The 22,826-nt window shown below is 69.8% G+C and carries 20 protein-coding genes; 4 read left to right on the plus strand and 16 right to left on the minus strand.

Annotated features, from left to right (window positions below; all coding sequences use genetic code 11):
* The first annotated feature begins 45 nt into the window (after window positions 1-45).
* Together hslO and BKK79_RS42025 are read left to right on the plus strand one after the other, a co-directional pair.
* Window positions 46-1,074, plus strand: coding sequence for an Hsp33 family molecular chaperone HslO (gene hslO, locus BKK79_RS04055; protein WP_071037199.1), 1,029 nt, complete (start codon window positions 46-48; stop codon window positions 1,072-1,074).
* 78 nt (window positions 1,075-1,152) lie between these two features.
* On the plus strand, window positions 1,153-1,647 hold the full coding sequence (locus BKK79_RS42025) for a hypothetical protein (protein ID WP_071037201.1): 495 nt from the start codon (window positions 1,153-1,155) through the stop codon (window positions 1,645-1,647).
* Window positions 1,648-1,792: 145 nt separating this feature from the next.
* On the opposite strand, the gene ftsB is transcribed toward BKK79_RS42025, so the two are convergent.
* The 12 genes from ftsB to edd all read right to left on the minus strand — a co-directional run bounded on the left by ftsB (window position 1,793) and on the right by edd (window position 14,808).
* On the minus strand, window positions 1,793-2,134 hold the full coding sequence (ftsB, locus tag BKK79_RS04065; RefSeq protein ID WP_071012143.1) for a cell division protein FtsB: 342 nt from the start codon (window positions 2,132-2,134) through the stop codon (window positions 1,793-1,795).
* A 111-nt stretch (window positions 2,135-2,245) separates the two neighbouring features.
* Window positions 2,246-3,535: a phosphopyruvate hydratase gene (gene eno, locus BKK79_RS04070; protein ID WP_071012141.1), complete on the minus strand. Its 1,290-nt coding sequence runs from the start codon at window positions 3,533-3,535 to the stop codon at window positions 2,246-2,248.
* Between the two features lie 106 nt (window positions 3,536-3,641).
* Window positions 3,642-3,932, minus strand: a complete 291-nt coding sequence (locus tag BKK79_RS04075; RefSeq protein ID WP_071012139.1) for a DUF1330 domain-containing protein — start codon at window positions 3,930-3,932, stop codon at window positions 3,642-3,644.
* Between the two features lie 90 nt (window positions 3,933-4,022).
* Window positions 4,023-4,892 carry a 3-deoxy-8-phosphooctulonate synthase gene (gene kdsA / locus BKK79_RS04080; RefSeq protein WP_071012137.1) on the minus strand — a complete coding sequence of 290 codons (870 nt, stop codon included), beginning with the start codon at window positions 4,890-4,892 and terminating at the stop codon, window positions 4,023-4,025.
* A gap of 24 nt (window positions 4,893-4,916) precedes the next feature.
* The gene (locus BKK79_RS04085; protein ID WP_071012136.1) at window positions 4,917-6,569 is read right to left on the minus strand and encodes a CTP synthase; all 1,653 of its coding nucleotides are present in this window, start codon (window positions 6,567-6,569) and stop codon (window positions 4,917-4,919) included.
* A 151-nt stretch (window positions 6,570-6,720) separates the two neighbouring features.
* Window positions 6,721-7,527, minus strand: coding sequence for an alpha/beta fold hydrolase (locus tag BKK79_RS04090; RefSeq protein ID WP_071037202.1), 807 nt, complete (start codon window positions 7,525-7,527; stop codon window positions 6,721-6,723).
* A gap of 10 nt (window positions 7,528-7,537) precedes the next feature.
* Window positions 7,538-8,359 carry a peptidase gene (locus BKK79_RS04095; RefSeq protein ID WP_071012132.1) on the minus strand — a complete coding sequence of 274 codons (822 nt, stop codon included), beginning with the start codon at window positions 8,357-8,359 and terminating at the stop codon, window positions 7,538-7,540.
* Between the two features lie 158 nt (window positions 8,360-8,517).
* Window positions 8,518-9,354, minus strand: coding sequence for a transglutaminase family protein (locus BKK79_RS04100; protein WP_071012131.1), 837 nt, complete (start codon window positions 9,352-9,354; stop codon window positions 8,518-8,520).
* An 18-nt stretch (window positions 9,355-9,372) separates the two neighbouring features.
* The gene (locus tag BKK79_RS04105; protein ID WP_071012129.1) at window positions 9,373-10,326 is read right to left on the minus strand and encodes an alpha-E domain-containing protein; all 954 of its coding nucleotides are present in this window, start codon (window positions 10,324-10,326) and stop codon (window positions 9,373-9,375) included.
* Window positions 10,327-10,368: 42 nt separating this feature from the next.
* Window positions 10,369-11,844, minus strand: coding sequence for a circularly permuted type 2 ATP-grasp protein (locus BKK79_RS04110; RefSeq protein WP_071037203.1), 1,476 nt, complete (start codon window positions 11,842-11,844; stop codon window positions 10,369-10,371).
* A gap of 425 nt (window positions 11,845-12,269) precedes the next feature.
* A complete protein-coding gene (locus BKK79_RS04115; RefSeq protein ID WP_071038421.1) occupies window positions 12,270-12,767 on the minus strand; it encodes a gluconokinase in 498 nt (165 codons plus the stop codon).
* A gap of 157 nt (window positions 12,768-12,924) precedes the next feature.
* On the minus strand, window positions 12,925-14,808 hold the full coding sequence (edd, locus tag BKK79_RS04120; protein ID WP_071037204.1) for a phosphogluconate dehydratase: 1,884 nt from the start codon (window positions 14,806-14,808) through the stop codon (window positions 12,925-12,927).
* Between the two features lie 261 nt (window positions 14,809-15,069).
* Here edd and BKK79_RS04125 point away from each other — a divergent pair, with 261 nt between their 5' ends.
* Window positions 15,070-15,984: a MurR/RpiR family transcriptional regulator gene (locus BKK79_RS04125; protein WP_071012124.1), complete on the plus strand. Its 915-nt coding sequence runs from the start codon at window positions 15,070-15,072 to the stop codon at window positions 15,982-15,984.
* Window positions 15,985-16,023: 39 nt separating this feature from the next.
* On the opposite strand, the gene BKK79_RS04130 is transcribed toward BKK79_RS04125, so the two are convergent.
* The 4 genes from BKK79_RS04130 to BKK79_RS04145 form a co-directional block, all read right to left on the minus strand.
* Window positions 16,024-18,528 (minus strand): DNA internalization-related competence protein ComEC/Rec2, encoded by a 2,505-nt coding sequence (locus BKK79_RS04130; RefSeq protein WP_071037205.1) that lies wholly within the window; start codon window positions 18,526-18,528, stop codon window positions 16,024-16,026.
* 72 nt (window positions 18,529-18,600) lie between these two features.
* Window positions 18,601-19,443 (minus strand): TatD family hydrolase, encoded by an 843-nt coding sequence (locus BKK79_RS04135; protein ID WP_071037206.1) that lies wholly within the window; start codon window positions 19,441-19,443, stop codon window positions 18,601-18,603.
* A gap of 23 nt (window positions 19,444-19,466) precedes the next feature.
* Window positions 19,467-20,228 carry a lipoprotein-releasing ABC transporter ATP-binding protein LolD gene (lolD, locus tag BKK79_RS04140; protein ID WP_083384013.1) on the minus strand — a complete coding sequence of 254 codons (762 nt, stop codon included), beginning with the start codon at window positions 20,226-20,228 and terminating at the stop codon, window positions 19,467-19,469.
* Entirely contained in the window at window positions 20,221-21,471 is a 1,251-nt protein-coding gene (locus BKK79_RS04145; RefSeq protein WP_071012119.1) for a lipoprotein-releasing ABC transporter permease subunit, read from the minus strand. Before BKK79_RS04145 ends, lolD begins: the two co-directional genes overlap by 8 nt.
* 131 nt (window positions 21,472-21,602) lie before the next feature.
* Between BKK79_RS04145 and BKK79_RS04150 the strand changes: the two genes are divergently transcribed.
* The gene (locus BKK79_RS04150) at window positions 21,603-22,694 is read left to right on the plus strand and encodes a hypothetical protein (RefSeq protein ID WP_071037207.1); all 1,092 of its coding nucleotides are present in this window, start codon (window positions 21,603-21,605) and stop codon (window positions 22,692-22,694) included.
* Window positions 22,695-22,826: the final 132 nt, after the last annotated feature.

The raw sequence follows: 22,826 nt of genomic DNA on the forward strand, positions 1-22,826 counted from the left end.
CCGAGGCCGGGCGCCCAACCCAACCCGTTTGACCGAAGAGTGATTGTGACCGATACCCGCTCCCCAGATACCCTGCAGAAATTCCTGTTCGACGCGGCCCCCGTGCGCGGCGAACTGGTCCGGCTCGAATCCACCTGGCGGGAGGTGCTGGAACGCCAGCACTATCCGGCCCCGGTGCGCCGGCTGCTCGGCGAGATGATGGCGGCGGCGGCGCTGCTGTCGGCCAACCTCAAGTTCAACGGGGCCCTGGTCATGCAGCTGCACGGCGACGGCCCGGTGCGCATGCTGGTGGTCGAGTGCCTGTCCGACCTGAGCCTGCGCGCGACCGCCAAGCTGGCAGAGGATGTCGAGCTGGCCGACGACGCGACCCTCGCCGAACTGGTCAATGTCGGCGGCCGCGGCCGTTTCGCCATCACGCTCGATCCACACGACAAGCTGCCCGGCCAGCAACCCTACCAGGGCATCGTGCCGCTGGCCGACGAGAACGGGCCACTGGCGTCGATGAGCGAGGTGCTCGAACACTATATGCACAGCTCCGAGCAGCTCGACACGCGGCTCTGGCTGGCAGCCGACGACCAGGTCGCGGCCGGCATGCTGCTGCAGAAGCTGCCCTCCTACGGTGGCACGCTGGAAGCCGGCCATGCGCGCGAAGCGGCCGTGGTCGGCGAGACCGGCGGCGCGCTGGACGGCGTCGGCCAGGCACAGGATCTCGACACCTGGGACCGTGCCTGCCAGCTCGGCGCCACGCTGAAGGCACCGGAACTGCTGGCGGAATCGCCCGACACGCTGCTGCGCCGGCTGTTCTGGGAAGACCTGCAGGCGGCCGGCCTGCGCGTGTTCGAGCCGGCGCGCCCGCAGTTCCGCTGCTCCTGCTCGCGCGCCAAGGTGGCCGGCATGCTGCAATCGCTGGGCCGCGAGGAAATCGAAGGCCTGCGGGCCGAACGCGGCGCTGCCGATATCCGCTGCGACTTCTGCGGCCAGCAGTACCACTTCGACGCGGTCGATTGCGCCCAGCTGTTCGCCCCGGCACCGACCGCGACCGGTGCCGGCGACGGTGCCCACCAGCACCACTGAGGCAAACCGCCGCGCCGGCGGAAACCACCGGCGCGGGCATGTGGTCCAACGGGAAGTCGATCCCTTCGAGGCATGACCATGTCCACGCGCTTCCCTCCAGTCCGCCGCTCCGCGCTGCCACCGCCACGGCAAACGCGCCCGCGCGCCAGGGCGGCGGCCCTGGCCGGTATCACCGCGCTGCTCACCGCCGGCGGCTGCGCCGAACTGCCACGCGACAGCAACGGCTCGCCTCCCACCTATCGCCTGGCCCCCGATGCCGCGACTGGTGCGACTGGTGCGACTGGTGCGACTGGTGCGACTGGCGCCACTGGCGTCACCGGCGCGTCTGACGCTGCGCTGACACCGCAGCAGAAGCAGCATCTCGATGCCCTGAACCAGCAGGTCCTGCGCGAGCAGGAGGCCGCCATCGCGCAAGAACGGCAGGCCGAAGCCCTGGCCCGCTACTATTACGCGCCGGCCCCCGCCTGGAGTGTCTACTACGGCGGCTGGAGCGGCGGCCGCTGGGGCGGCTCGGTCGGCTTCGGCGCACCCGGCTACTGGGGTTGGGGCGGCTATCCGTACGGGTGGTGGTAAGGCTCGACGAGGCGCGGCCGGCGCGAAGCCGGCGCGGATGATCCGCCGGATGGCGGCCGGATGCGCGGGGAAGGCAGCTTGAGGCGGTGAGCAGCCCGGCCGGACGGCGGGCGGGCCCGGAACGGGCGGATGATGCCGGGTCGGCTCAGTGGCGACCGGTGGCGGCCGGCGAGTTGGGCGGCGGCGGCAATGGCGGCGTAGCGCTGACCTTGGGCGGCGGCGCGACGAACTGCACGAAGACCTCGCCATCCTTGACCATGCCCAGTTCGTAGCGGGCCCGCTCCTCGATGGCGCCGGTGCCGTCCTGGAGGTCCTTCACTTCCCCTTCCAGCTTGGCGTTGCGCAGCTTGAGCGCCTGGTTGTGCACGCTCTGTTCCTCGACCTGCTTGTTCAGCTCCCAGACGCGCAGCCAGCCTCCCTTGCCCAGCCAGAGCGGATACTGGATGGCGAGCAACAGCACGAACAACAGCAGCGAAATCAGGCGCATGGAGCGTATGACGCAAAGGCCCGGCAGAAGCCGGGCGAACCGCGGAATGGCAAGGGAGGCCGCCGTCGCGCACGCGTCAAGGACGGCGCACGGCGGCGGCTACCCGGCAGCTTAGCGCAGATTGTAGAACGCGCTCTTGCCGGGGTAGCTGGCCACATCACCGAGATCTTCCTCGATGCGCAGCAGCTGGTTGTACTTCGCGATACGGTCCGAGCGCGACAGCGAGCCGGTCTTGATCTGGCCGGCGTTGGTGCCCACCGCGATGTCGGCGATGGTGCTGTCCTCGGTCTCGCCCGAACGGTGCGAGATCACGGCGGTGTAGCCTGCTCGCTTGGCCATCTCGATCGCGGCGAAGGTCTCGGTCAGGGTGCCGATCTGGTTGATCTTGATCAGGATCGAGTTGCCGATGCCCTTGTCGATGCCTTCCTTCAGGATCTTGGTATTGGTGACGAAGAGGTCGTCGCCCACCAGCTGCACGCGCTTGCCCAGCTTGTCGGTCAGGGTCTTCCAGCCGTCCCAGTCGCCTTCGGCCATGCCGTCCTCGATCGACACGATCGGGAACTTGTCGCACAGGTTGGCCAGGTAGTCGGCGAACTGCTCCGAGCTCAGCTTCAGGCCTTCGCCTTCCAGGTGGTAGACACCCTCGGCTTCACGGTAGAACTCGCTGGCGGCGCAGTCCAGCGCCAGCAGCACGTCGTCGCCCATGCGGTAGCCGGCCTTCTCGACCGCCTGCACGATGGTGTTCAGGCACTCTTCGTTGGAAGCGAAGTTCGGCGCGAAACCGCCTTCGTCGCCCACCGCGGTCGACATGCCCTTGTCGGCCAGGATCTTCTTCAGCGCGTGGAAGATCTCGGCACCGCAGCGCAGCGCTTCGCGGAAGCTGGTCTGCGACACCGGCATGATCATGAATTCCTGGATGTCCAGGCTGTTGTTGGCGTGCGCGCCACCGTTGACGATGTTCATCATCGGCACCGGCATCTGCATCGCGCCCGAACCGCCGAAGTAGCGGTACAGCGGCAGGCCGGCTTCCTCGGCGGCAGCCTTGGCCACGGCCATCGACACGGCCAGCATGGCGTTCGCGCCCAGGCGGCTCTTGTTCTCGGTACCGTCCAGGTCGATCAGGGTGCGGTCCAGGAAGGCTTGTTCGGAAGCGTCCAGGCCCATGATGGCCTCGGAGATCTCGGTGTTGATGTGCTCGACGGCCTTCAGCACGCCCTTGCCCAGGTAACGCGACTTGTCGCCGTCACGCAGCTCGATGGCTTCGCGCGAACCGGTGGAGGCGCCCGACGGCACCGCGGCGCGGCCCATCACGCCCGACTCGAGCAGAACGTCGCATTCCACGGTGGGATTGCCGCGCGAGTCCAGAACCTCGCGACCGATGATATCTACGATTGCACTCATGGATTCCTCTTTGATTGTGGATTCTTTGTACCGCTAGCTGCAAAAGCTGCAAATGCTGGAAACCGGGGAGAGGGCCGCGACAGGCCCGCTTCGGCGCGTCAGCGCTTCAGACGCCCTCGACCACGATCATGTTCATGTGCGCCGCATGCTCACGCGCCTTGCGCGCCGCGCGGTACTCCGCGCTGTCGTGGAAGGCCTTGGCCGCCTCGAAACTGGGGAACTTCAGCACCACCACGCGCGTCGGCGCCCACTGGCCCTCGAGCTGCCCGGTCTGGCCGCCGCGCACCAGCACTTCGGCTCCGTGCACCTGCATGGCATGACTGGAGAGCACCTTGTACTCCTCGTACTGCTGGGGGTCCGTGACGTCGACGTAGGCGATGATATAGCCTGCGGCCATGATCTATCTCCGATGATTTCGTATTGTCTTTCGATACCTGCCGTCACCGCCGGCCCCGCAAGGAGAACCGGCGGCGAGGCCTGGCGTCGGTCAGGCGCAGGCGGGCCAGCCGAAATTGTCTTCCAGGAAGCCGGCGCGCTTGGTCAGCGCATCCAGGTCTCTCAGCACCGAGAGCAACTCCTTCATGCGCGACAGCGGCACGGCATTGGGGCCGTCCGACAGCGCCTTGGCGGGGTCCGGATGCGTTTCCATGAACAGCCCGGCCACGCCGGTGGCCACGGCAGCGCGCGACAGCACCGGCACGAACTCGCGCTGGCCGCCCGAACTGGTGCCCTGCCCGCCCGGCAACTGCACCGAGTGGGTCGCGTCGAACACGACGGGGGCACCCGTCTCACGCATGATCGCCAGCGAGCGCATGTCCGAGACGAGGTTGTTGTAGCCGAAGGACACGCCGCGCTCGCAGGCCATGAAGCTGTCTTCGGGCAGGCCTGCCTCGCGGGCGGCCTCGCGCGCCTTGTCGATGACATTCTTCATGTCATGCGGCGCCAGGAACTGGCCCTTCTTGATGTTGACGGGCTTGCCGCTCTGCGCGCAGGCACGGATGAAATCCGTCTGACGGCACAGGAAGGCCGGCGTCTGCAGCACGTCGACCACGGCCGCGACCGGCTTGATCTCCTCGATCTCGTGCACGTCGGTCAGCACCGGCACGCCGATCTCGCGCTTGACCGTGGCCAGGATCTCCAGTCCCTTCTCCATGCCCAGTCCGCGGAAGGACTTGCCCGACGAGCGGTTGGCCTTGTCGAACGAGGACTTGTAGATAAAAGGAATGCCCAGCTCGCCGGTGATCTCCTTGAGTGCACCGGCGGTGTCCAGCGCCATCTGCTGCGACTCGATCACGCAGGGCCCGGCAATCAGGAAGAAGGGCTGCTCGAGCCCGGCTTCGAATCCGCAGAGTTTCATCGCTCTCTCCTGCCTGCCGCGGCCTCAGCCTGCCTTGCGCTGCTGGTTGGCCAGTGCCGCTTCGACGTAGGCCTTGAACAGCGGGTGGCCGTCGCGCGGGGTCGAGGTGAATTCCGGGTGGAACTGCACGCCGACGAACCAGGGATGCAGGCTGTCCGGCAGCTCCATCATCTCCGGCAGGTTCTCGGTCGGGGTACGCGCGGAAATCACCATGCCGGCCTGCTCCAGCTGCGGCACGTAGTGGTTGTTGACCTCGTAGCGGTGGCGATGGCGCTCGTTGACCTCGGCGCCGTAGATCTGCGCAGCCTTGGTGCCTTCCCTGACCGGCACGCGCTGCGCGCCCAGGCGCATGGTGCCGCCCAGGTCGGAATCGGCGCTGCGTTGCTCGACCTTGCCTTCGCGGTCCACCCACTCGGTGATCAGCGCGACCACCGGGTGCTCGGTCTCGAGGTTGAACTCGGTGGAGTTCGCATCGCCCATGCCTGCCACGTGGCGGGCGAATTCGATCACGGCCAGCTGCATGCCCAGGCAGATGCCCAGGTAGGGCACCTTGTTCTCGCGGGCGTACTGGATCGCGCGGATCTTGCCTTCGGTGCCGCGCTTGCCGAAGCCGCCCGGCACCAGGATGGCGTCCAGCGGCTTGAGCACTTCGAGGTGACCCGATTCCAGTTCCTCGGAATCGATGTACTCGATGTTGACGCGGGTCGCGGTGTGCATGCCGGCGTGGCGCAGCGCCTCGATCAGCGACTTGTAGGACTCGGTCAGGTCGACGTACTTGCCGACCATGCCGATGGTGATCTCGTGCTGCGGGTTTTCCTGGGCGTTGACCAGGCGCTGCCACATCGACAGGTCGGCCGGCTTCGGGTCCAGGCGCAGTTCCTCGCAGATCAGGCGGTCCAGGCCCTGCTCGTTGAGCATCTGCGGGATCTTGTAGATGCTGTCCGCATCCCACACGGAAATCACGGCATCCTGCGGAATATTGGCGAACAGCGAGATCTTGGCGCGCTCGTCGTCCGGGATCGGGCGGTCGGCGCGGCACAGCAGCGCGGTCGGCGAGATACCGATCTCGCGCAGCTTCTGCACCGAGTGCTGGGTCGGCTTGGTCTTCAGCTCACCGGCGCTGGCGATGAACGGCACCAGCGTCAGGTGCACGAAGGCGGCATGGTTGCGGCCCATGCGCAGGCTCATCTGGCGCGCCGCCTCGAGGAAGGGCAGCGACTCGATGTCGCCCACGGTGCCGCCGATCTCGACCAGCGCCACGTCGGCCTTGCCGTCGTGCGAGGCGGCCGCGCCGCGCTCGATGAAGGCCTGGATCTCGTTGGTGATATGGGGAATCACCTGCACGGTCTTGCCCAGGTATTCGCCGCGACGCTCCTTGCGGATCACCGATTCGTAGATCTGGCCGGTGGTGAAGTTGTTCGACTTGCGCATCTTGGCCGAGACGAAACGCTCGTAGTGGCCGAGATCCAGGTCGGTCTCCGCACCGTCCTCGGTCACGAACACCTCTCCATGCTGGAAGGGGCTCATCGTGCCGGGATCGACGTTGATGTAGGGATCGAGCTTGAGGAGGGTGACTTTGAGGCCGCGCGACTCAAGAATGGCCGCGAGCGAGGCGGCAGCGATGCCCTTGCCGAGGGAAGAGACGACGCCACCGGTGACGAAGACGAATTTGGTCATAAACCGAGCTTGCCGGGGAAATCGGGATTATACATGAGAGCCCGCCCCACGCGGCCGCGAAATTCGCCGCGCAGCCGCCGGCCGGGCACGCCATGGCCTATGCAGCGCTTGCCCGCGGCACCTGCCCGGCGCACGCCGCCGGACACCGCTATCAGTGCCCCGCCGCGCGCATCGCGCCGATCAATTCCCGCACCAGCACCGCGGTCTGTCCGGGCTGCTCCATCGGATACAGGTGGCCGCCCTCGATGAAGCGCAGGTGCTCGCCCACCAGCCTGCGCGTGGCACCCATGCCGCACTGCCGCACCTCGCGCGAGCGGGTGCCGGCGATAAAGGCCACGGGCACCGGCGCCCCGCCCGCCAACTGGCGTCCCAGGCTGGTAGGCAGGGTCCGGTAGATGTCGTATTCCACCTGGCGCTCGAAACGCAGCCGGCGTTCCTGCGCCTTGCCCGTGGCCTCGGTGCCGTGCTCGACATAGTCGCGCAGCACCTCCTCGTCCCACACGGCGAAGTTCGGCTTGGACTTGAAGTGCTGCCAGACCGACTCCGCGTCGGGCCAGTGCGTGCGGCGCCGCTTGGTGGCAGCCGCCGGACTGGGCCGCTCGTCCAGGCCGAGCGCCTGCGCGGCCTTCAGCAGCGAGGCCCGCCAGCCGGCGATGACCGGCGAATCGAGCATCAGCACGCCGCGCACGCGCGCCGGGCGTCGCAACGCGGCCATCAGCGACAGGAAGCCGCCCAGCGAGTGCCCGACCAGCCAGACCGGCTCGCGGTAGCGCTCATCGATCGAGGCCAGCAGCTGCTCGACCAGGTGCGGCCATTCCCGCGTGACCGGATAGTCCGGATGATGGCCATAGCGTTCGACGGCGCGCAGTTCGAAATCGTCCTGGAGCAGGCCGAACAGCTTGCGGTAGGTGGAGACGGGAAAGCCGTTGGCATGGGAAAAGTGGATGATCTCGCGCATCGCCTCCCCCTCAAGCCGGCGTGCCCGGGCGCCGCCGGCGCGCGCGCACCGGCTGGCCCCAGCGGTCGGCTTCGCCCTGGCGGGCCAGCGGGAATTCGGCCGGCAGGGAAGCATCCCACTGCGGATCGCTGATCTCGCCGAAAACCTGGCGCAGGCGCTGCCCCCAGGTATCGCGGATCATGCGGAAATAGGCGTTCTTCTCGTCGATGTTGACGAAGCGCGTGACGCGCAGCGCATCCGCTTCATAGACCAGCAGGTCGAGTGGCAAACCCACCGAAATATTCGACTTCAACGTCGAATCCATCGAGATCAGCGCGCATTTCGCCGCTTCCCCCAACGGCATCGAAGGCTGCACCACGCGGTCCACGATGGGCTTGCCGTACTTGGCCTCGCCGATCTGGAAGTAGCAGTTCTCGGGCATGGCCTCGACGAAGTTGCCGGCCGCGTAGAGTTGAAACAGGCGGGCCCGCTCGCCGCGGACCTGGCCGCCGAAGATCATGCTGACGTTGAATTCGATACCGGCCTCGCGCAGCGCGTGGGCGTCGCGCTTATGCACCTGGCGCACGGCATCGCCGACCAGGGTTGCAGCCTCGAACATGTCACGCGCCTTCCACAGCGAGCGCGCCTCGTCGCGCCCTTCCACCAGGATCTGGCGCACCGCCTGGCTGATGGCCAGGTTGCCGGCCGTCATCAGCACCATGACCCGGTCGCCCGGCTCCTCGAACACCGTCATCTTGCGCGCGGTGGCGACGGCATCGACGCCGGCATTGGTGCGGGAGTCGGACAGGAATACCAGGCCGGCATCGAGCCGCATGGCCACGCAGTACGTCATCTTCTTCTCGGATACCTTGGGTTGTCGTGCAAAGGCGGGCCCGGCGGCCAGGCCCGCCGCCGGGATCTTGCGGGCATCATTCTAGCGCCGGCGGCCGCGGCGCCGCTGGAGGCATCCCTCGGTTGCGCGCGCCCACGCCCTCCCGCCCCCCCGCGGGACTACGCTGCGCCCGCCTGCGCCGGCATGATCTCGATGCGCACCGACAGGGCTTCGCCGCTGCCGCCCTCGCGCACGCCCCGGATCGGTGCAGCCGATGGATAGTCTCGCCCCACCGCGAGGCGCACGTGGCGCCCCCCGGTCAGGCAGCGGTGCGTGACATCGATGCTGCACCACAGGCCGCGCCCGGCATCGAGGCAGATGTCGGCCCAGGCGTGGCTCGCCAGGGCCTCGGCCTTGGGGTCGTAGAAGTAGCCGCTGACATAGCGCGCCGGGATGCCCAGGGAACGACAGGCCGCCACCATGACTTGCGCCTGGTCCTGGCACACGCCGGCGCCACGCGCAAAGGCCTCCGCCGCCGCCGTATCCACGCTGGTGGCATTGGGCTGGTAGCGCACCCGGGCGGCCACCGCAGCGGCCAGCGCCAGCAGCGCCGGCACATCGCGGCGCGCGGCCAGGAACGGCGCGGCAAACGCACGCAACGGCGCCGGCGCCGCCGTCAGCGGCGTCGCCGAAAGGAAGTAAAGCGGCGACACCCGCACCTCGCCATCGGCGCCGGCGTCCTGGAAGGCGCCGTGCGTCCCGGCCTGCATTCCCAGCACCTCCACCTCGCCCCAGGCGGTGATGCCGATGGTGTCGCTCGGCGCGCCGAGGGTGAAGCTGTGGACGATGTTGCCGAAGCCGTCGCGCGCTTCCGACAGCCGGCCGGGCGCCGCGATCTGCCAGCCATGGACCGCCTGCAGCGGCCCCGAGCGCGGCGCCAGGCGCAGCTCATGGACGCTGCGCCGCACGGGCTCCGCGTAACGGTAGACGGTGTGGTGGCGGATCCTGTAACGCACGGCAGCGGTCCGGCTCGCTCACGCGGCCAGCGGCGGCACCAGGAAATCGACGCTGATGCCGTTGCCCAGTCCGCCGATGCGCTCCAGGAAGCTGGTCAGGAAGGCATGCAGGCCGACCGCGAAGATATCGTCGATGCGCGCGTACTTCAGGTCGGCGTGCAGCTTGCCGGCCTGCCGCTCGGTCTCGCCCGACTGCTGGTTGCGCACCTGCGCCAGGATCGATACCACCTCCTCCATGCTGGACACCAGCGAGCGCGGCATGTCCGGCCGCAGGATCAGCAACTCGGCCACCCGTTCCGGGGTGATCACCGTGCGGTAGATCTTGCGATAGACCTCGAAGCCGGACACCGAACGCAGCACCGCCGCCCAGTGGTAGAAATCGCTCTCCATGCGCTGCGGGTCGCTCTCGTCGCCGCCTTCCGACTGGAACTTGACATCCAGGATGCGCGCCGTGTTGTCGGCGCGCTCGAGGAAGGTGCCGAGGCGCATGAAGTGGAAGGCATCGTCCTTGAGCATGGTGCCGAACTGCACGCCACGCGCCAGGTGGGAGCGGAACTTGACCCACTCGAAGAAACGCGATGGATCCTGCTGCAGTTCGCCGTCGGCGATCAGGCGCTGCACCTCCAGCCAGGTGGTGTTGATGGTCTCCCACACCTCGGTCGTCAGCGAGCCGCGCACCGCGCGGGCGTTTTCACGCGCGGCACGCAGGCAGCTCATGATGGACGAGGGATTGGTCATGTCGCGCACCATGAAATCGATCACGTCGTCGCGCGACAGCAGCCCGTACTTGTCGTCGAAGGCACGCGTCAGCTCGGAAATGTCGAGCATGGCCCACCAGCCCTGCTCCGCCACTTCGGCGGACTGCGGCAGCAGCGAGGTCTGGTAGTTGACGTCGAGCATGCGCGCGGTGTTTTCCGCGCGCTCGGTGTAGCGCGCCATCCAGAACAGATGGTCGGCGGTGCGGCTCAGCATGGTTCGGCTCCTGGCAATGCAATGGTCGTGGCCGGCGCTGTCTCAGCGCTCCAGCACCCACGTGTCCTTGGTGCCCCCGCCCTGGGAGGAATTGACCACCAGCGAGCCCTCGCGCAAGGCCACGCGCGTCAGCCCGCCGGGCACCATGCGCACCTCGCGCCCCGACAGCACGAAGGGACGCAGGTCGATATGGCGGGGCGCGATGCCGGACTCCACATAGGTCGGGCAGGTGGACAAGGCCAGCGTGGGCTGGGCGATGTACTGCTCCGGCCGCGCCCTGACGACCTCGCGGAAGACATCGATCTCCGCGCGCGTGGCGGCCGGGCCGACCAGCATGCCGTAGCCGCCCGCGCCGTGGGTTTCCTTGACCACCAGTTCGTCCATGTGGTCAAGCACGTACTGCAGGTCGTCCGGCCGGCGGCACATATAGGTGGGCACGTTGGCCAGCACCGGCTCCTCGCCCAGGTAGAAGCGGATCATGTCCGGCACGTAGGGATAGATCGACTTGTCGTCGGCCACGCCGGTGCCGATCGCATTGCAGATGGTCACGTTGCCGGCCCGATAGACCGACAGCAGGCCGGCGGCGCCTAGCGCCGAATCCGGGCGGAAGGCCAGCGGGTCGAGGAAATCGTCGTCGACACGGCGGTAGATCACGTCGATGCGCTGCGGGCCCTGCGTGGTACGCATGTACAGGTAGTCGTCCTGTACGAACAGGTCGCTGCCCTCGACCAGCTCCACCCCCATCTGCTGCGCCAGGAAGGCGTGCTCGAAATAGGCCGAGTTGTACATGCCCGGTGTCAGCACCACCACAGTGGGATCGGCGATGGCCTGCGGCGACACGCTGCGCAGCATGTCGAGCAGCAGGTCGGGATAGTGGGCCACGGGCGCCACCCGGTTGCGCGCGAACAGATCCGGGAACAAGCGCATCATCATCTTGCGGTTTTCCAGCATGTACGACACGCCGGACGGCACGCGCAGATTGTCCTCGAGCACGTAGAACTCGCCCTCGCCGGCGCGCACCACGTCGATGCCGGCGACGTGGGCGTAGATGTCCTGCGGCACCGCGATGCCGAGCATCTCCGGCCGGTACTGCGCGTTGTTGTAGATCTGGTCCGGCGGGATCACGCCCGCGCGGATGATGTCCTGGCCGTGGTAGATGTCATGGATGAAGCGGTTCAGCGCCGCCACGCGCTGGCGCAACCCGCGCTCCAGCACCGCCCACTCCGACGCCGGGAAGATGCGCGGAATCACGTCGAACGGAATGGTGCGCTCGGTGCCGCTGTTGGTCTCGTCCTTGTCGCCGTACACCGCGAAGGTGATGCCCACCCGGCGGAAGATCAGGTCCGCCTCCGCGCGCTTGTTGGCCATGGTCGCTTCCGACTGCCGCGCCAGCCAGTCCGCAAACTGCCGGTAGTGCGGCCGCACCGCGCCCGCCGGCAGGTCCTGCCCCGCCTGGATGGCCGGGACCCCTTCGCCCCTCCAGTCCAGCATCTCGTCGAAAAACCGCGCCGCCGCCATGATGGCCCATCCTCCGTGTCGAGGGCGTTCCGGACTGCCGGCCGCCCGTTGTTGGCCATGTTCGCGTCCCCAGCCTTGCGATCTGGGGACCCCCCCTGCGCGGCCCCGGCAGCGCTGGCTGCGGTGCCGCATGCTGGCTCTTCCAGCATACCCGCGCCGGCGCCGGCCGCAAGCTGCGGCATTCCCGAGGCCCGTGGGGATCAAGCAAGATACTTGCCAGGCACGGGGAAGACGGGGAAGACGGGGAAGACGGGGAAGACGGGGAAGACGGGGAAGACGGGGAAGACGGGGAAGACGGGGAAGACGGGGAAGACGGGGAAGACGGGGAAGACGGGGAAGACGGGGAAGACGGGTGGCGTGCGCCGGGCGCGGCGGCGCCCGGCGGCCCGGTGGCCTGGGTGGTACGGGAGCCCGCCGACGGCCCCTCAGCCCCCCGCGCGCGCCGGCGCTTCGGCCAGGATGGCGTCCACCAGCGCCTCCGGCGGGCGGCGGATGTCGATCACCAGCGCGCCGTCGGGTTCCTCCAGCGTCTCGAACTGGCTGTGCAGCAGCGCCGGGTTGAAGAAATGGCCGCTGCGCGCCGACAGGCGCTGCCCGATCAGTCCGGCATCGCCCTTCATGAAGACGAAGGTCACGCCGCCCTCGGGCGGCGTCAGCCGGTCGCGGTAGACCTGGCGCAAGGCCGAGCAGGTGAACACGTGCGTGCGTCCCTCGGCGCGCGCGGCATCGATGGCCGCCCGCATGGCGGCCAGCCACGGCCAGCGGTCTTCGTCGGTCAGCGGCACGCCGGCGTGCATCTTGGCCTTGTTGGCCTCGCTGTGGAATTCGTCGGCGTCATGGAAGCCGCATTGCAGCCGCTGTGCCAGCAGCTGGCCGACCGTGGTCTTGCCGCTGCCGGATACGCCCATCAGGATATAGATCATGTCTGCTCCGTCGATCAGGATCGGATGGTGTGCCCATCCTTGTCGCTTGTCGTGCATCGCGCCGCTCGCATGCGTGCGATGGCTCCCGGGCGGCCCGCCGCCGGGGAACCAAGCCAGGTGATTGGAAGGTGGGTTGCCGGGATACCGGACGGCCAGCCTATTGTGCGACGGCCGCCCCGGTTTGGACAGCCTCGCGCGGCACCGCGTCCGCCTCGGACAGGTCCAGCGCGCTGCCGCCGGCTTCGGCGTCGCGCGCCTGGCGCCGGAACAGGCCGAACAGGCCGCGTCCGACACTGAAACCGGCGAAGGCGTCGGCAGGCGCCGCCGCGGGCTCGCGTGCGGCCAGCTCGGCCGCGTCGCCGAGCCATTGCAGGACGCCAGCTTCGGCGTCCACGCGGATGCGATCGCCGTCGCGCACACGCGCCAGCATGCCGCCAGCCAGTGCCTCGGGCCCCACATGGATCACGGCCGGCACCTTGCCGGAGGCGCCCGACATGCGGCCGTCGGTGACCAGGGCCACGCGGCGACCGGCATCCTGCAGCGCACCCAGCGCCGGCGTCAGCCGGTGCAGTTCCGGCATGCCGTTGGCGGCCGGACCCTGGAAGCGCACCACCGCCACCACGTCACGGTCCAGCTCGCCGGCGGCGAAGGCCGCCTGCAGCGCCTCCTGGGAATCGAACACGCGCGCAGGCGCCTCGACCACGCGGTGCTCCGGCGCCACCGCCGAGATCTTGATCACGCCGCGCCCCAGGTTGCCCTGCATCAGGCGCAGGCCGCCTTCGGCGGCGAACGGCGCGGCGGCCGTGGCCAGCACCTGCGCATCGCCACTGGCAGCGGCGCCGTCGCGCCAGCGCAGCATGCCGTTGTCCAGCACCGGCTCCTGGGTGTAGCGCCGCAGGCCGGGACCGGCGACGGTCTGCACGTCCTCGTGCAGCAGCCCGGCATCCAGCAGTTCGCGGATCACGAAGGCGACACCGCCGGCCGCGTGGAAGTGGTTGACGTCCGCCGAGCCGTTCGGATAGACCCGCGCCAGCAGCGGCGTAGCCCGCGAGAGGCGGTCGAAATCGTCCCAGTCGATGAGGATGCCGGCCGCGCGCGCCATTGCCACCAGGTGGATGCTGTGGTTGGTCGAGCCACCGGTGGCCAGCAGGCCGACGATGGCGTTGACCACCGCGCGCTCGTCGACGATGCGCGCCAGCGGCAGGTATTCGTTGCCGCGCGCCGAGATGGCCAGCGCGCGCTGCGCGGCCGCCGCCGTCAGCGCGTCACGCAGCGTGGTGTCGGGATGGACGAAGGCCGCGCCCGGCAGATGCAGGCCCATCACCTCCATCAGGAACTGGTTGCTGTTGGCGGTACCGTAGAAGGTGCAGGTGCCGGCGCCGTGATAGGCCTCGCATTCCGCCTCCAGCAGCGCCTCGCGTCCGACCTGCCCGGTGGCGTAGAGCTGGCGCACCCGGGCCTTCTCCTTGTTGGACAGGCCGCTGGCCATCGGCCCCGCCGGCACGAACACGACCGGCAGGTGGCCGAACTGCAGCGCACCCATCAGCAGGCCGGGCACGATCTTGTCGCACACGCCCAGCATTACCGCGGCGTCGAAGGTGTTGTGCGACAGGGCCACGGCGGTGCTCATGGCAATGACGTCGCGCGAGAACAGCGACAGCTCCATGCCGGCATTGCCCTGCGTGATGCCGTCGCACATGGCCGGCACGCCGCCGGCCACCTGGGCCACCGCACCGGCCGCGCCCGCCGCCTCGCGGATCAGGCCGGGATAGCGCTCGTAAGGCTGGTGCGCAGACAGCATGTCGTTGTAGGCGGTGACGATGCCGAGGTTCTGCGCATGCTCGACGCGCAGGCGCAGCTTGTCGGCGGCGGGCAGGGCTGCGTACCCATGCGCAAGGTTCGCGCAGGAAAGGCCATGTTGCGGGCCCAGTTCGCGCTGGGCGCGCTCACAACGTGCCAGGTAGGCAGCGCGGCTGGCACGGCTGCGCGCGACGATACGCGCGGTCACGGCCTGGACTTCGGCATGAACGGTTTGCGGCATGGCGGGACGACTCTCCGTGGGAAGTATGCTGCAGTCGACCGGATGAGGAATGAGATCCGGTCATGTAGATTTTCTACATTATATCCAGTCCGGAACGACAAGCGAACACCACGCCAACCGCCAATCGCCTAAAACCCCCAATTTTTTGCGAAATTCAGGGAAATCCCTAGCCGCGCCACGACTCCCGCGCGAAGACGATGCGCCACCCGATCTTGTAGAATATCTACATATTTTCTACACACCTGCCAACTGCCCTGCTCCATGCGCGACCGAATCCTCGCCGTCTATGACACGCTCCGCCCCTCCGAACGCCGCCTGGCCGACTACGTGGCACGGCACGGCGCCAGCGTGATCCGCCTGTCGATGCCGGAACTGGCAGAGCGCGCCGGTGTATCGCAGCCGACCATCGCACGGTTCTGCGCCGCGCTGGGCTACGACGGCTTCCGCGAGTTCAAGCTGCAGTTCGCACAGAACGTGGGCGGCGGCACACCCTTCGTGCACCAGGACGTCAGCGCCGAGGACCGTCCCGCCGACATCGCCGGCAAGGTCTTCGACCGCACCCTCTCCACGCTGATGAGCGTGCGCAACGCGCTGTCGGCGGACCAGATCGAACATGGCATCCGGCTGCTGGCCGACGCGCGCCGCATCGAGTTCTACGGCTGCGGCAATTCCGGCATCGTCGCGCTGGACCTGCAGCACAAGTTCTTCCGGCTGGGCATTCCCACCACCGCCTACTCCGACCCGCACGTCTTCAATATGTCGGCGGCGCTGCTGCGCCCGGGCGACGTCGCCGTGCTGGTCTCCAACAGCGGGCGCACCTGGGACATCCTGGCCGCCGCCACGCTGGCGCGCGGCAGCGGCGCCGGCGTGCTGGCGCTCACGCACAGCGGCTCGCCGCTGGCGGCGCTCGCGGACGTCTGCGTATTTTCCGACGTGGAAGAGGACAGCGAGGTCTATACCCCCATGACCTCGCGTATCTGCCACCTGGTGCTGGGCGATGTGCTGGCCACCGGCGTGGCCCTGGAGCGCGCCGACAGCGTCGCGCCCGGCCTGCAGCGCGCCAAGGCGCACCTGCGCGAGCGCCGCATCGCCAGCGCGGAGCCGTCGATGCCGCCGCGCGACACCAGGCCCAAGCGCTCCGCCAGCGCGGCGCGCCGCAGCAAGGGCAGCGCCTGAGCGCCCAGCGATCCGCGCCGCGCGGCCGGCACGCCATGCTCAGCGCGGTGCCGGCGGCGCCTCGCGCCAGTAGCGCCGGACCTGCTGACGGTACGGCGTGATCGCCACGCCGTCCGCCCCGGCCTCGATCACCACCGCGCCGTTCTCATCCGAGCGGTAGCGCGCGACGCCTTGGGCACCATAGCGGGCCCAGACATCGGCACGCGGATGACGGAAGCGATTGGCATGGCCCAGCTGGAACACAGCGGCCTGCGGTGCCACCGCGGCAAGGAAGGCCGGGCTGGAAGACGTGCCGCTGCCATGGTGCGGCACCATCAGCACACTGGCGCGCAGCGCTTGCGCCGGCAACGACGACAGCAGCGCCGCCTCCTCGGCACGCTCGATATCGCCGGTCAGCAGCAGGCTCGGGGCCGCCCCGTCACCGGCCTGCGCCGACACATGGAGCACGCAGCTGCGCGCGTTGCTGCCATAGGCCGGCGACTGCGACTGCGCCGCCGGCGGATGCAGCACGGCGAAACGCACCCCGTCCCACTCCCATTGCTGCCCGGCGGCGCAGGGCTCCCACGCGCGTGGTGGCCGCAGCGGCGGCGACAGCAGCGCATGCGCGGGCGGCGCCGCGGTGCGCAGCGCCGCCACCGGCACGGCATCCAGCACCGCGCCGACTCCGCCGGCATGGTCGGCGTGCTCGTGGCTGATCATCAGCATATCGAGGCGCCCCAGGCCGGCCGCGCGCAGGTGCGGCACGATGACCCGCTCGCCCGCGCTGGAGCTTTCGCCGTAGGCCGGTCCGGTGTCGAACAGCAGCGCATGCCGCCGCGTCTCGACCAGCACCGCACCGCCCTGGCCGACATCGAAGGCCGTCGCACGGAAGGCGCCTGCCGCCACCGGGGTCCGCCCCGCCACCAGCAGCGGCAGCAGCAGCACCAGCCCGCGCCAGCGCAGGCGCCAGCCGAAGCCACGCGGTGCCAGCAGGCAGGCGACGCCCGGCAGGGCCAGCGCGAAGGCCACCGGACCGGCCGCCGCCGCACGCCAGACCGCCCAGGACGGCGCCGACAGCCAGGCCAGCAGGCTGCCCAGCAGGGCCAGGCAGGCGTGGGCCAGCGCCAGCAGCGGTGCGGCCAGCGGCGACGGCAGGATGGCGGCCAGCAGCGACAGCGGCGTCACCACGAAACTCACCAGCGGGATGGCCACCGCGTTGGCCAGCGGCGAGACCAGCGAGGTCTGCTGGAACAACAGCAGCGTGGCCGGCACCAGGCCCAGCGTGACCACCCATTGGGTATGGGCGGCTTGTGCCAGCGCCACCCGCAGGCGGGCCGGCCAGCGGTCCGCGCGGGCGCCGTCCGCGCCGTCCGCCGCGGGGGCCGCGGGCGGACGCCCCGCGGCCAGGAAGATCACCGCCACGGCACTGAAGGAGAGCCAGAATCCGGGCGCCATCACGCCCCATGGATCGACAACCAGCGCCGCCAGCGCGGCCCAGCCGAGCACCAGCGAGCCCGGCACCGTACGTCCGCTCCAGGATGCCAGCACCGCCACCACCAGCATTGCCACCGTGCGCAGGGCAGGCACCTCGAGTCCCGCCACCAGGCCGTAGCCGATGCCTGCCGGCAGCGCCACCAGCAGGCCGACCTGCCGCGCCGGCAGCCATAGCGGCGGCGGCCGGCGCCAGCGCCGGCCCAGCCCGAAGGCATGGCGCCAGGCCCAGGCGGCCAGCGCACCGGCCATGCCGGAGATCATGGTGATATGGAGCCCGGAGATGCTGATCAGGTGGCCGATGCCGGTGCGGTTGAATATCTCCCTGTCGGCAGCTGAGATGCCGCGCTGGTCGCCCACAACCAGCGCCACCAGCACCGGGCCGTAGCGCGCATCCGGCGGCAGGTTGGCGCGCAGGTGCGCGCGCAGCGCGTGGCGCCACGAGGCGATGCGCCAGGCCAGCCGCTCCCCCGCCGCCATGGCGTGGCCCTCGCCCGCGCTGCGCACGTAGCCGGTCGCCCCCACGCCTTGGCCGAGCAGCCAGTAGGCATAGTCGAACCCGTGTGGATTCGCTAGCCCGCGCGGCCGCCGCAGGCGCACCACGAACTCGCGCCGCTCGCCCGGCCGCAGTCCGGGCGGCGCCTCGTTCCAGGCCAGCAGGATCTCGGGCGGCAGGCGCGCGCCACCTGCTTCCGCGCCGGCAGCAGCTCCACCGCCTGCGCCGGCAACCTCCTGCTCGATGGCAAAGCGGAAACGCAGGCCGCGCTCGGCTTCGGCCGGCAGGCCGGCCACCACGCCGCGCACGCGCACATCGCTGCCGTCGAGCGCGGGGGGCAGCCAGGCATCCAGCGCCTGCACGGCGCGCCCGCCGGCCCAGCCGAAGCCGGCCAGCAAGCCCAGCAGGCAGACCGCCGCACGCGCCGCCGGCCGCGCCCGGCGCCGCCAGTACAACGCGGCCGCCGCCAGCAGCGCGGCGGCCAGCAGCAGCACGGCGGCCGCTGCCCGGCCGGGCAGCACCGGCTGCTGCTGCAGGCACCAGCAGCCGGTGACGAAAGCCAGCAGGAACAGGCGCATCGCAACTCCCTGCGCGCATGGCGCGGATGACGATGCTCCTGCTTATACGGGCGTTCACGCCCGGCTGCGGTGTCAGTCTGTGACGGTGTGCCGCGGCGCCATGATCCCGGCGAAGGCCGCCAGCCGCGGCAGCGCTTCGATCGAGTTGCGCCACATGGCGGCGGCCAGCGGCTGCGGCGCGATGCCGCGCAGTTCGCCCAGCACGCGCGCCACACCGGCCACTTCGGCCGGCGTGTTGCGCGCCTTGTGCTGCTCGCCGAACTGGTCGTCGGACAGCCAGGCAGGCGCGATGTCGGGCGCATCGGTCTCCAGCACGATGGCCTCCAGCGGCAGCTCGGCCGCCAGCCGGCGGATCTGCCGCGCGCGCGAGAAGGTCAGGTTGCCGCCGAAGCCGAGCTTCAGGCCGAGATCGAGAAAGCGCTTGGCCTGGTCGATGCTGCCGTTGAAAGCATGCGCGATGCCCTGGCGCACGCCGAGCCGGCGCAGCTGGGCGCCGACCTGGTCCTGCGAACGGCGCACGTGCAGCAGCACGGGCAGCTCGAACTCGCGGGCGATCTTGAGCTGTTCGGCATAGAGCCAGGTCTGGTGCGCGGCGTCCAGCCCGGGCACGAAGAAGTCCAGCCCGATCTCGCCGATGCCGACGAAACGCGGGTCGCCGATCGACGCCGCGACCTCGGCGCGCAGGCGCTCGACGTCCGCCTGGCCGGCCTCGGCCGAGCACAGCGGGTGGATGCCGAGCGCGTAGACGCAGCCGGCATGGCGCCGCGACAAGGCACGCACCGCCTCGAAGTTCCAGGTCGCCACCGCAGGCAGCACGATGCCGTTGACGCCGGCGGCGTCCGCGGCGGCGGCGACGGTGTCACGGTCCGCATCGAACTCGGCGGCATCGAGATGGCAGTGGGTATCGATCCACATCGCGCTGGCGCGGAGCCGGGGGCTCAGCGCTCCTGGTGCAGGTGGCCGTCGCGCAGCCGCAGCACGCGATCGCAACGGTTGGCCAGGTCGATATCGTGGGTCACGATGACGAAGCTGGTGCCGAAGCCGAGCGACAGGTCCAGCATCAGGTCATAGACGCCGCCCGCGGTATGGTCGTCGAGGTTGCCGGTCGGCTCGTCCGCCAGCACGCAGGCCGGCTGGCCCACCAGGGCGCGGGCGATGGCCACGCGCTGGCGCTCCCCGCCCGACAGCTCGCCCGGACGGTGCTCGCTGCGCCGGCCCAGGCCCACGCGCTCCAGCATGGCCTGCGCGGCGGCACGCGCCTCGCCCTGCTTCTGGCCGCGGATGCGCAGGGGCATCGCCACATTGTCCAGCGCGGTGAACTCGGGCAGCAGGTGATGGAACTGGTAGACGAAGCCCAGCGCGCGGTTGCGCACCACATTGCGCTCACGCTCGCTCAGCGCCGTGAACGGCTTGCCCTGCAGGGCCACGCGGCCGCTGTCGGGATTGTCCAGCCCGCCCAGCACATGCAGCAGGGTGCTCTTGCCCGAACCGGAGGCGCCGACGATGGCCACCTTCTCGCCCGGGACGATGCGGATGTCGACGCCCTTGAGCACGTCGACATCGAGCCCGCCCTGGCGGAAGCGCTTGGTCAGGCCCTCGGCCTGCAGCACCGGTTCGCCCCCCTGCCCGCCATGGCCGCCGCTGCCGCCGGACTGCCGCGTGCGGGCCAGGCCCGCGCCGATCACGGTCTGCTCACTCATAGCGCAGCGCCTCCGCCGGATTGACGCGGGCGGCCCGCCAGCTGGGATAGAGCGTGGCCAGGGAGGCCAGCACGAAGGAGATGATGCCGATGGTAGCGATGTCGTTCACGCGGGGATCCGAAGGCAGTTCGCTGATGAAATAGATGTCGCGCGGCAGGAACTGCACATGCAGCAGCCGCTCGATGAAGGGGACGATGACGTCGATATTGGTGGCGATCAGGGTGCCGCCGGCCACGCCGAGCAAGGTGCCGATGAAACCGATCGCCACGCCCTGCACGATGAAGATCTTCATGACCGAGCCGGGCTGCGCGCCCATGGTGCGCAGGATGGCGATGTCGGCCTGCTTGTCGGTGACCGTCATCACCAGCGTCGACACCAGGTTGAACGCGGCCACGGCGATGATCAGCGTCAGGATGATGAACATCATGCGCTTCTCGGTCTTCACGGCGGCGAACCAGTTGCGGTTCTGCTGCGACCAGTCGCGCACGTCGAGATCGCCGGTGAGCGTGCCGGCGAGCTGCCCGGCCACTTCCGGCGCACGCTCCATGTCGGTCAGCTTGAGGCGCACGCCGCTGGGGCCCGCCAGCCGGAACAGGGTCTCGGCATCCTGCAGGTTGATCAGCGCCAAGGCATTGTCGAACTCGAAATGGCCGGACGAGAACACGCCGACCACGGTGAACTGCTTGAGCCGCGGCAGCACGCCGGCCGGCGTGATGGTGCCCTGGGGCGCCACCAGCGTGACCTTGTCGCCGGGCTGCACGCCGAGCGCATTGGCCAGCTCGTTGCCCAGCGCGATGCCGAACCCGCCCGGCTGCAGCTTGTCCAGCGCGCCGGCGCGGAACTGCTTGCCGAGGTCCGAGACCTTGGGCTCCTCGGCCGGGTCGACGCCGCGCAGCAGCACGCCGCGTACCACGTCCTCGCGCGTCAGCATGGCCTGTGCTGCCACATAGGGCGCCGCACCAATCACTTCCTTATTGCGCATGGCCTCGGCGGCGGTGCGCTGCCAGTCTGGCAGCGCACCGGGCGCCATGATCTCGATATGGGACAGCACCGACAGCATGCGGTCGCGCACCTCCTTCTGGAAGCCGTTCATCACCGACAGCACCACGATCAGCGCGGCCACGCCCAGGGCGATGCCGGACATCGAGATCATCGAGATGAAGGAGATGAAGGAATTGCGGCTGGCGCGCTTGCCGGCGCGGGTATAGCGCCAGCCGATCTGCCACTCGTAGGGAAAATTCAAGAGGTGTCCTGTTGTTCGGGTAAGGTCCTGCCGCTCCGGCCCGGCGGACGGCCTTTGCGGCGGTGGCGCCACCCGGCGCCACCGGGCCCGGCTCGCCGCCGGCCAGCCGGAAGTTTACAATCTCGGCAATCATGATGACGCACCTGACCCTGATTGTGCCTTTTTCCGTGCCGCCGGGCACGGGTGACGATGACCCCGAAGGCGTCATGTCCGCTGCCCTGCTGCGCCAGTTGGAGCTGCCGGCGCTTGGAAAGTTGCTGACGCGGGCCTCGCCCGGCGCGCGCGAGCGGCACGACGACCCCTATCTGCGCAGCCTGCCGCACGAACGCTGGCTGGCCGGCCGCGCCGGCCTGGACACCGCGCGGGTGCCGAGCGCACCCTTCATGCGCCTGGCCGACGGCGGCAGTGCCGACGAACAGGCCTGGGCCTGCCTGGAACTGGTACATATCCACGCCGCGCGCGACCACCTGGTGCTGATGGACCCCGCCCGGCTCGGCGTGCGCGCCAGCGAGGCGGAGGCGCTGCACCGCGCCCTGGACGCGCTGCTGGGCGAGTCCGGGATCCGCCTGGAAGCGCTGGCGCCAGGACGCTGGTACCTGGCCGAAGCGGTGTTCGGGCCGCTCGAGGCGACCACGCCCCTGCGCGCCACCGGCCGCAATATCGATATCTGGATGCAGGAAGGCGAACGCGCCCGCGACTGGCGCCGCCTGCAGAACGAAATCCAGATGACCTGGTTCGACCATCCGGTCAACCAGGCCCGCGAAGCCGCCGGGGAACTGCCGATCAATTCGGTCTGGCTGCATGGCGGCGGACGCCTGCAGGCCGTGCCGCGGCTGGCCGACGCTGTCTACACCGACGACCCCTTCGCCGCCGGCCTGGCCCTCGCCGCCGGGGCGGCCCGCCAGCCGCTGCCGGCCGGGCTGGCCGCGCTGGCCGATGGCGGCAGCGCGCTGGCACTGCTGGACGCCGCCGCCGAAGCGCACATCGGCCAGGACTGGGGGCGCTGGCTGGACGCCATGCACGGCCTGGAGGATGCCTGGTTCGCGCCGGCACTGGCGGCGCTGGAAAGCGGCCGCTGCGAGGCCCTGACCGTGGTGCTGGCCGGCGAGAACCATTTCGCCGAGTTCCGCGTCACGCGCGGCGACCTGCGCAAGTTCTGGCGCGGCCTGGGCAGCCGCGGCGACTGGCGCGCGCTGCTGTCCGACCTGGCGCTGGCGGCATGACGCCAGCGCCGCGACGTACCGGCGCCCGCCTCGGGCGCCCCGGGCACCCCCGCGCGGACGAACCGCGCCGTCGCCCTTCCCCTTTCCACCCGGGCCGGCCGCCCGTCGCGGCCGCCCGTGCGGGCGGCGCCT

Source organism: Cupriavidus sp. USMAA2-4, assembly GCF_001854305.1.
Lineage (GTDB): Bacteria > Pseudomonadota > Gammaproteobacteria > Burkholderiales > Burkholderiaceae > Cupriavidus > Cupriavidus malaysiensis.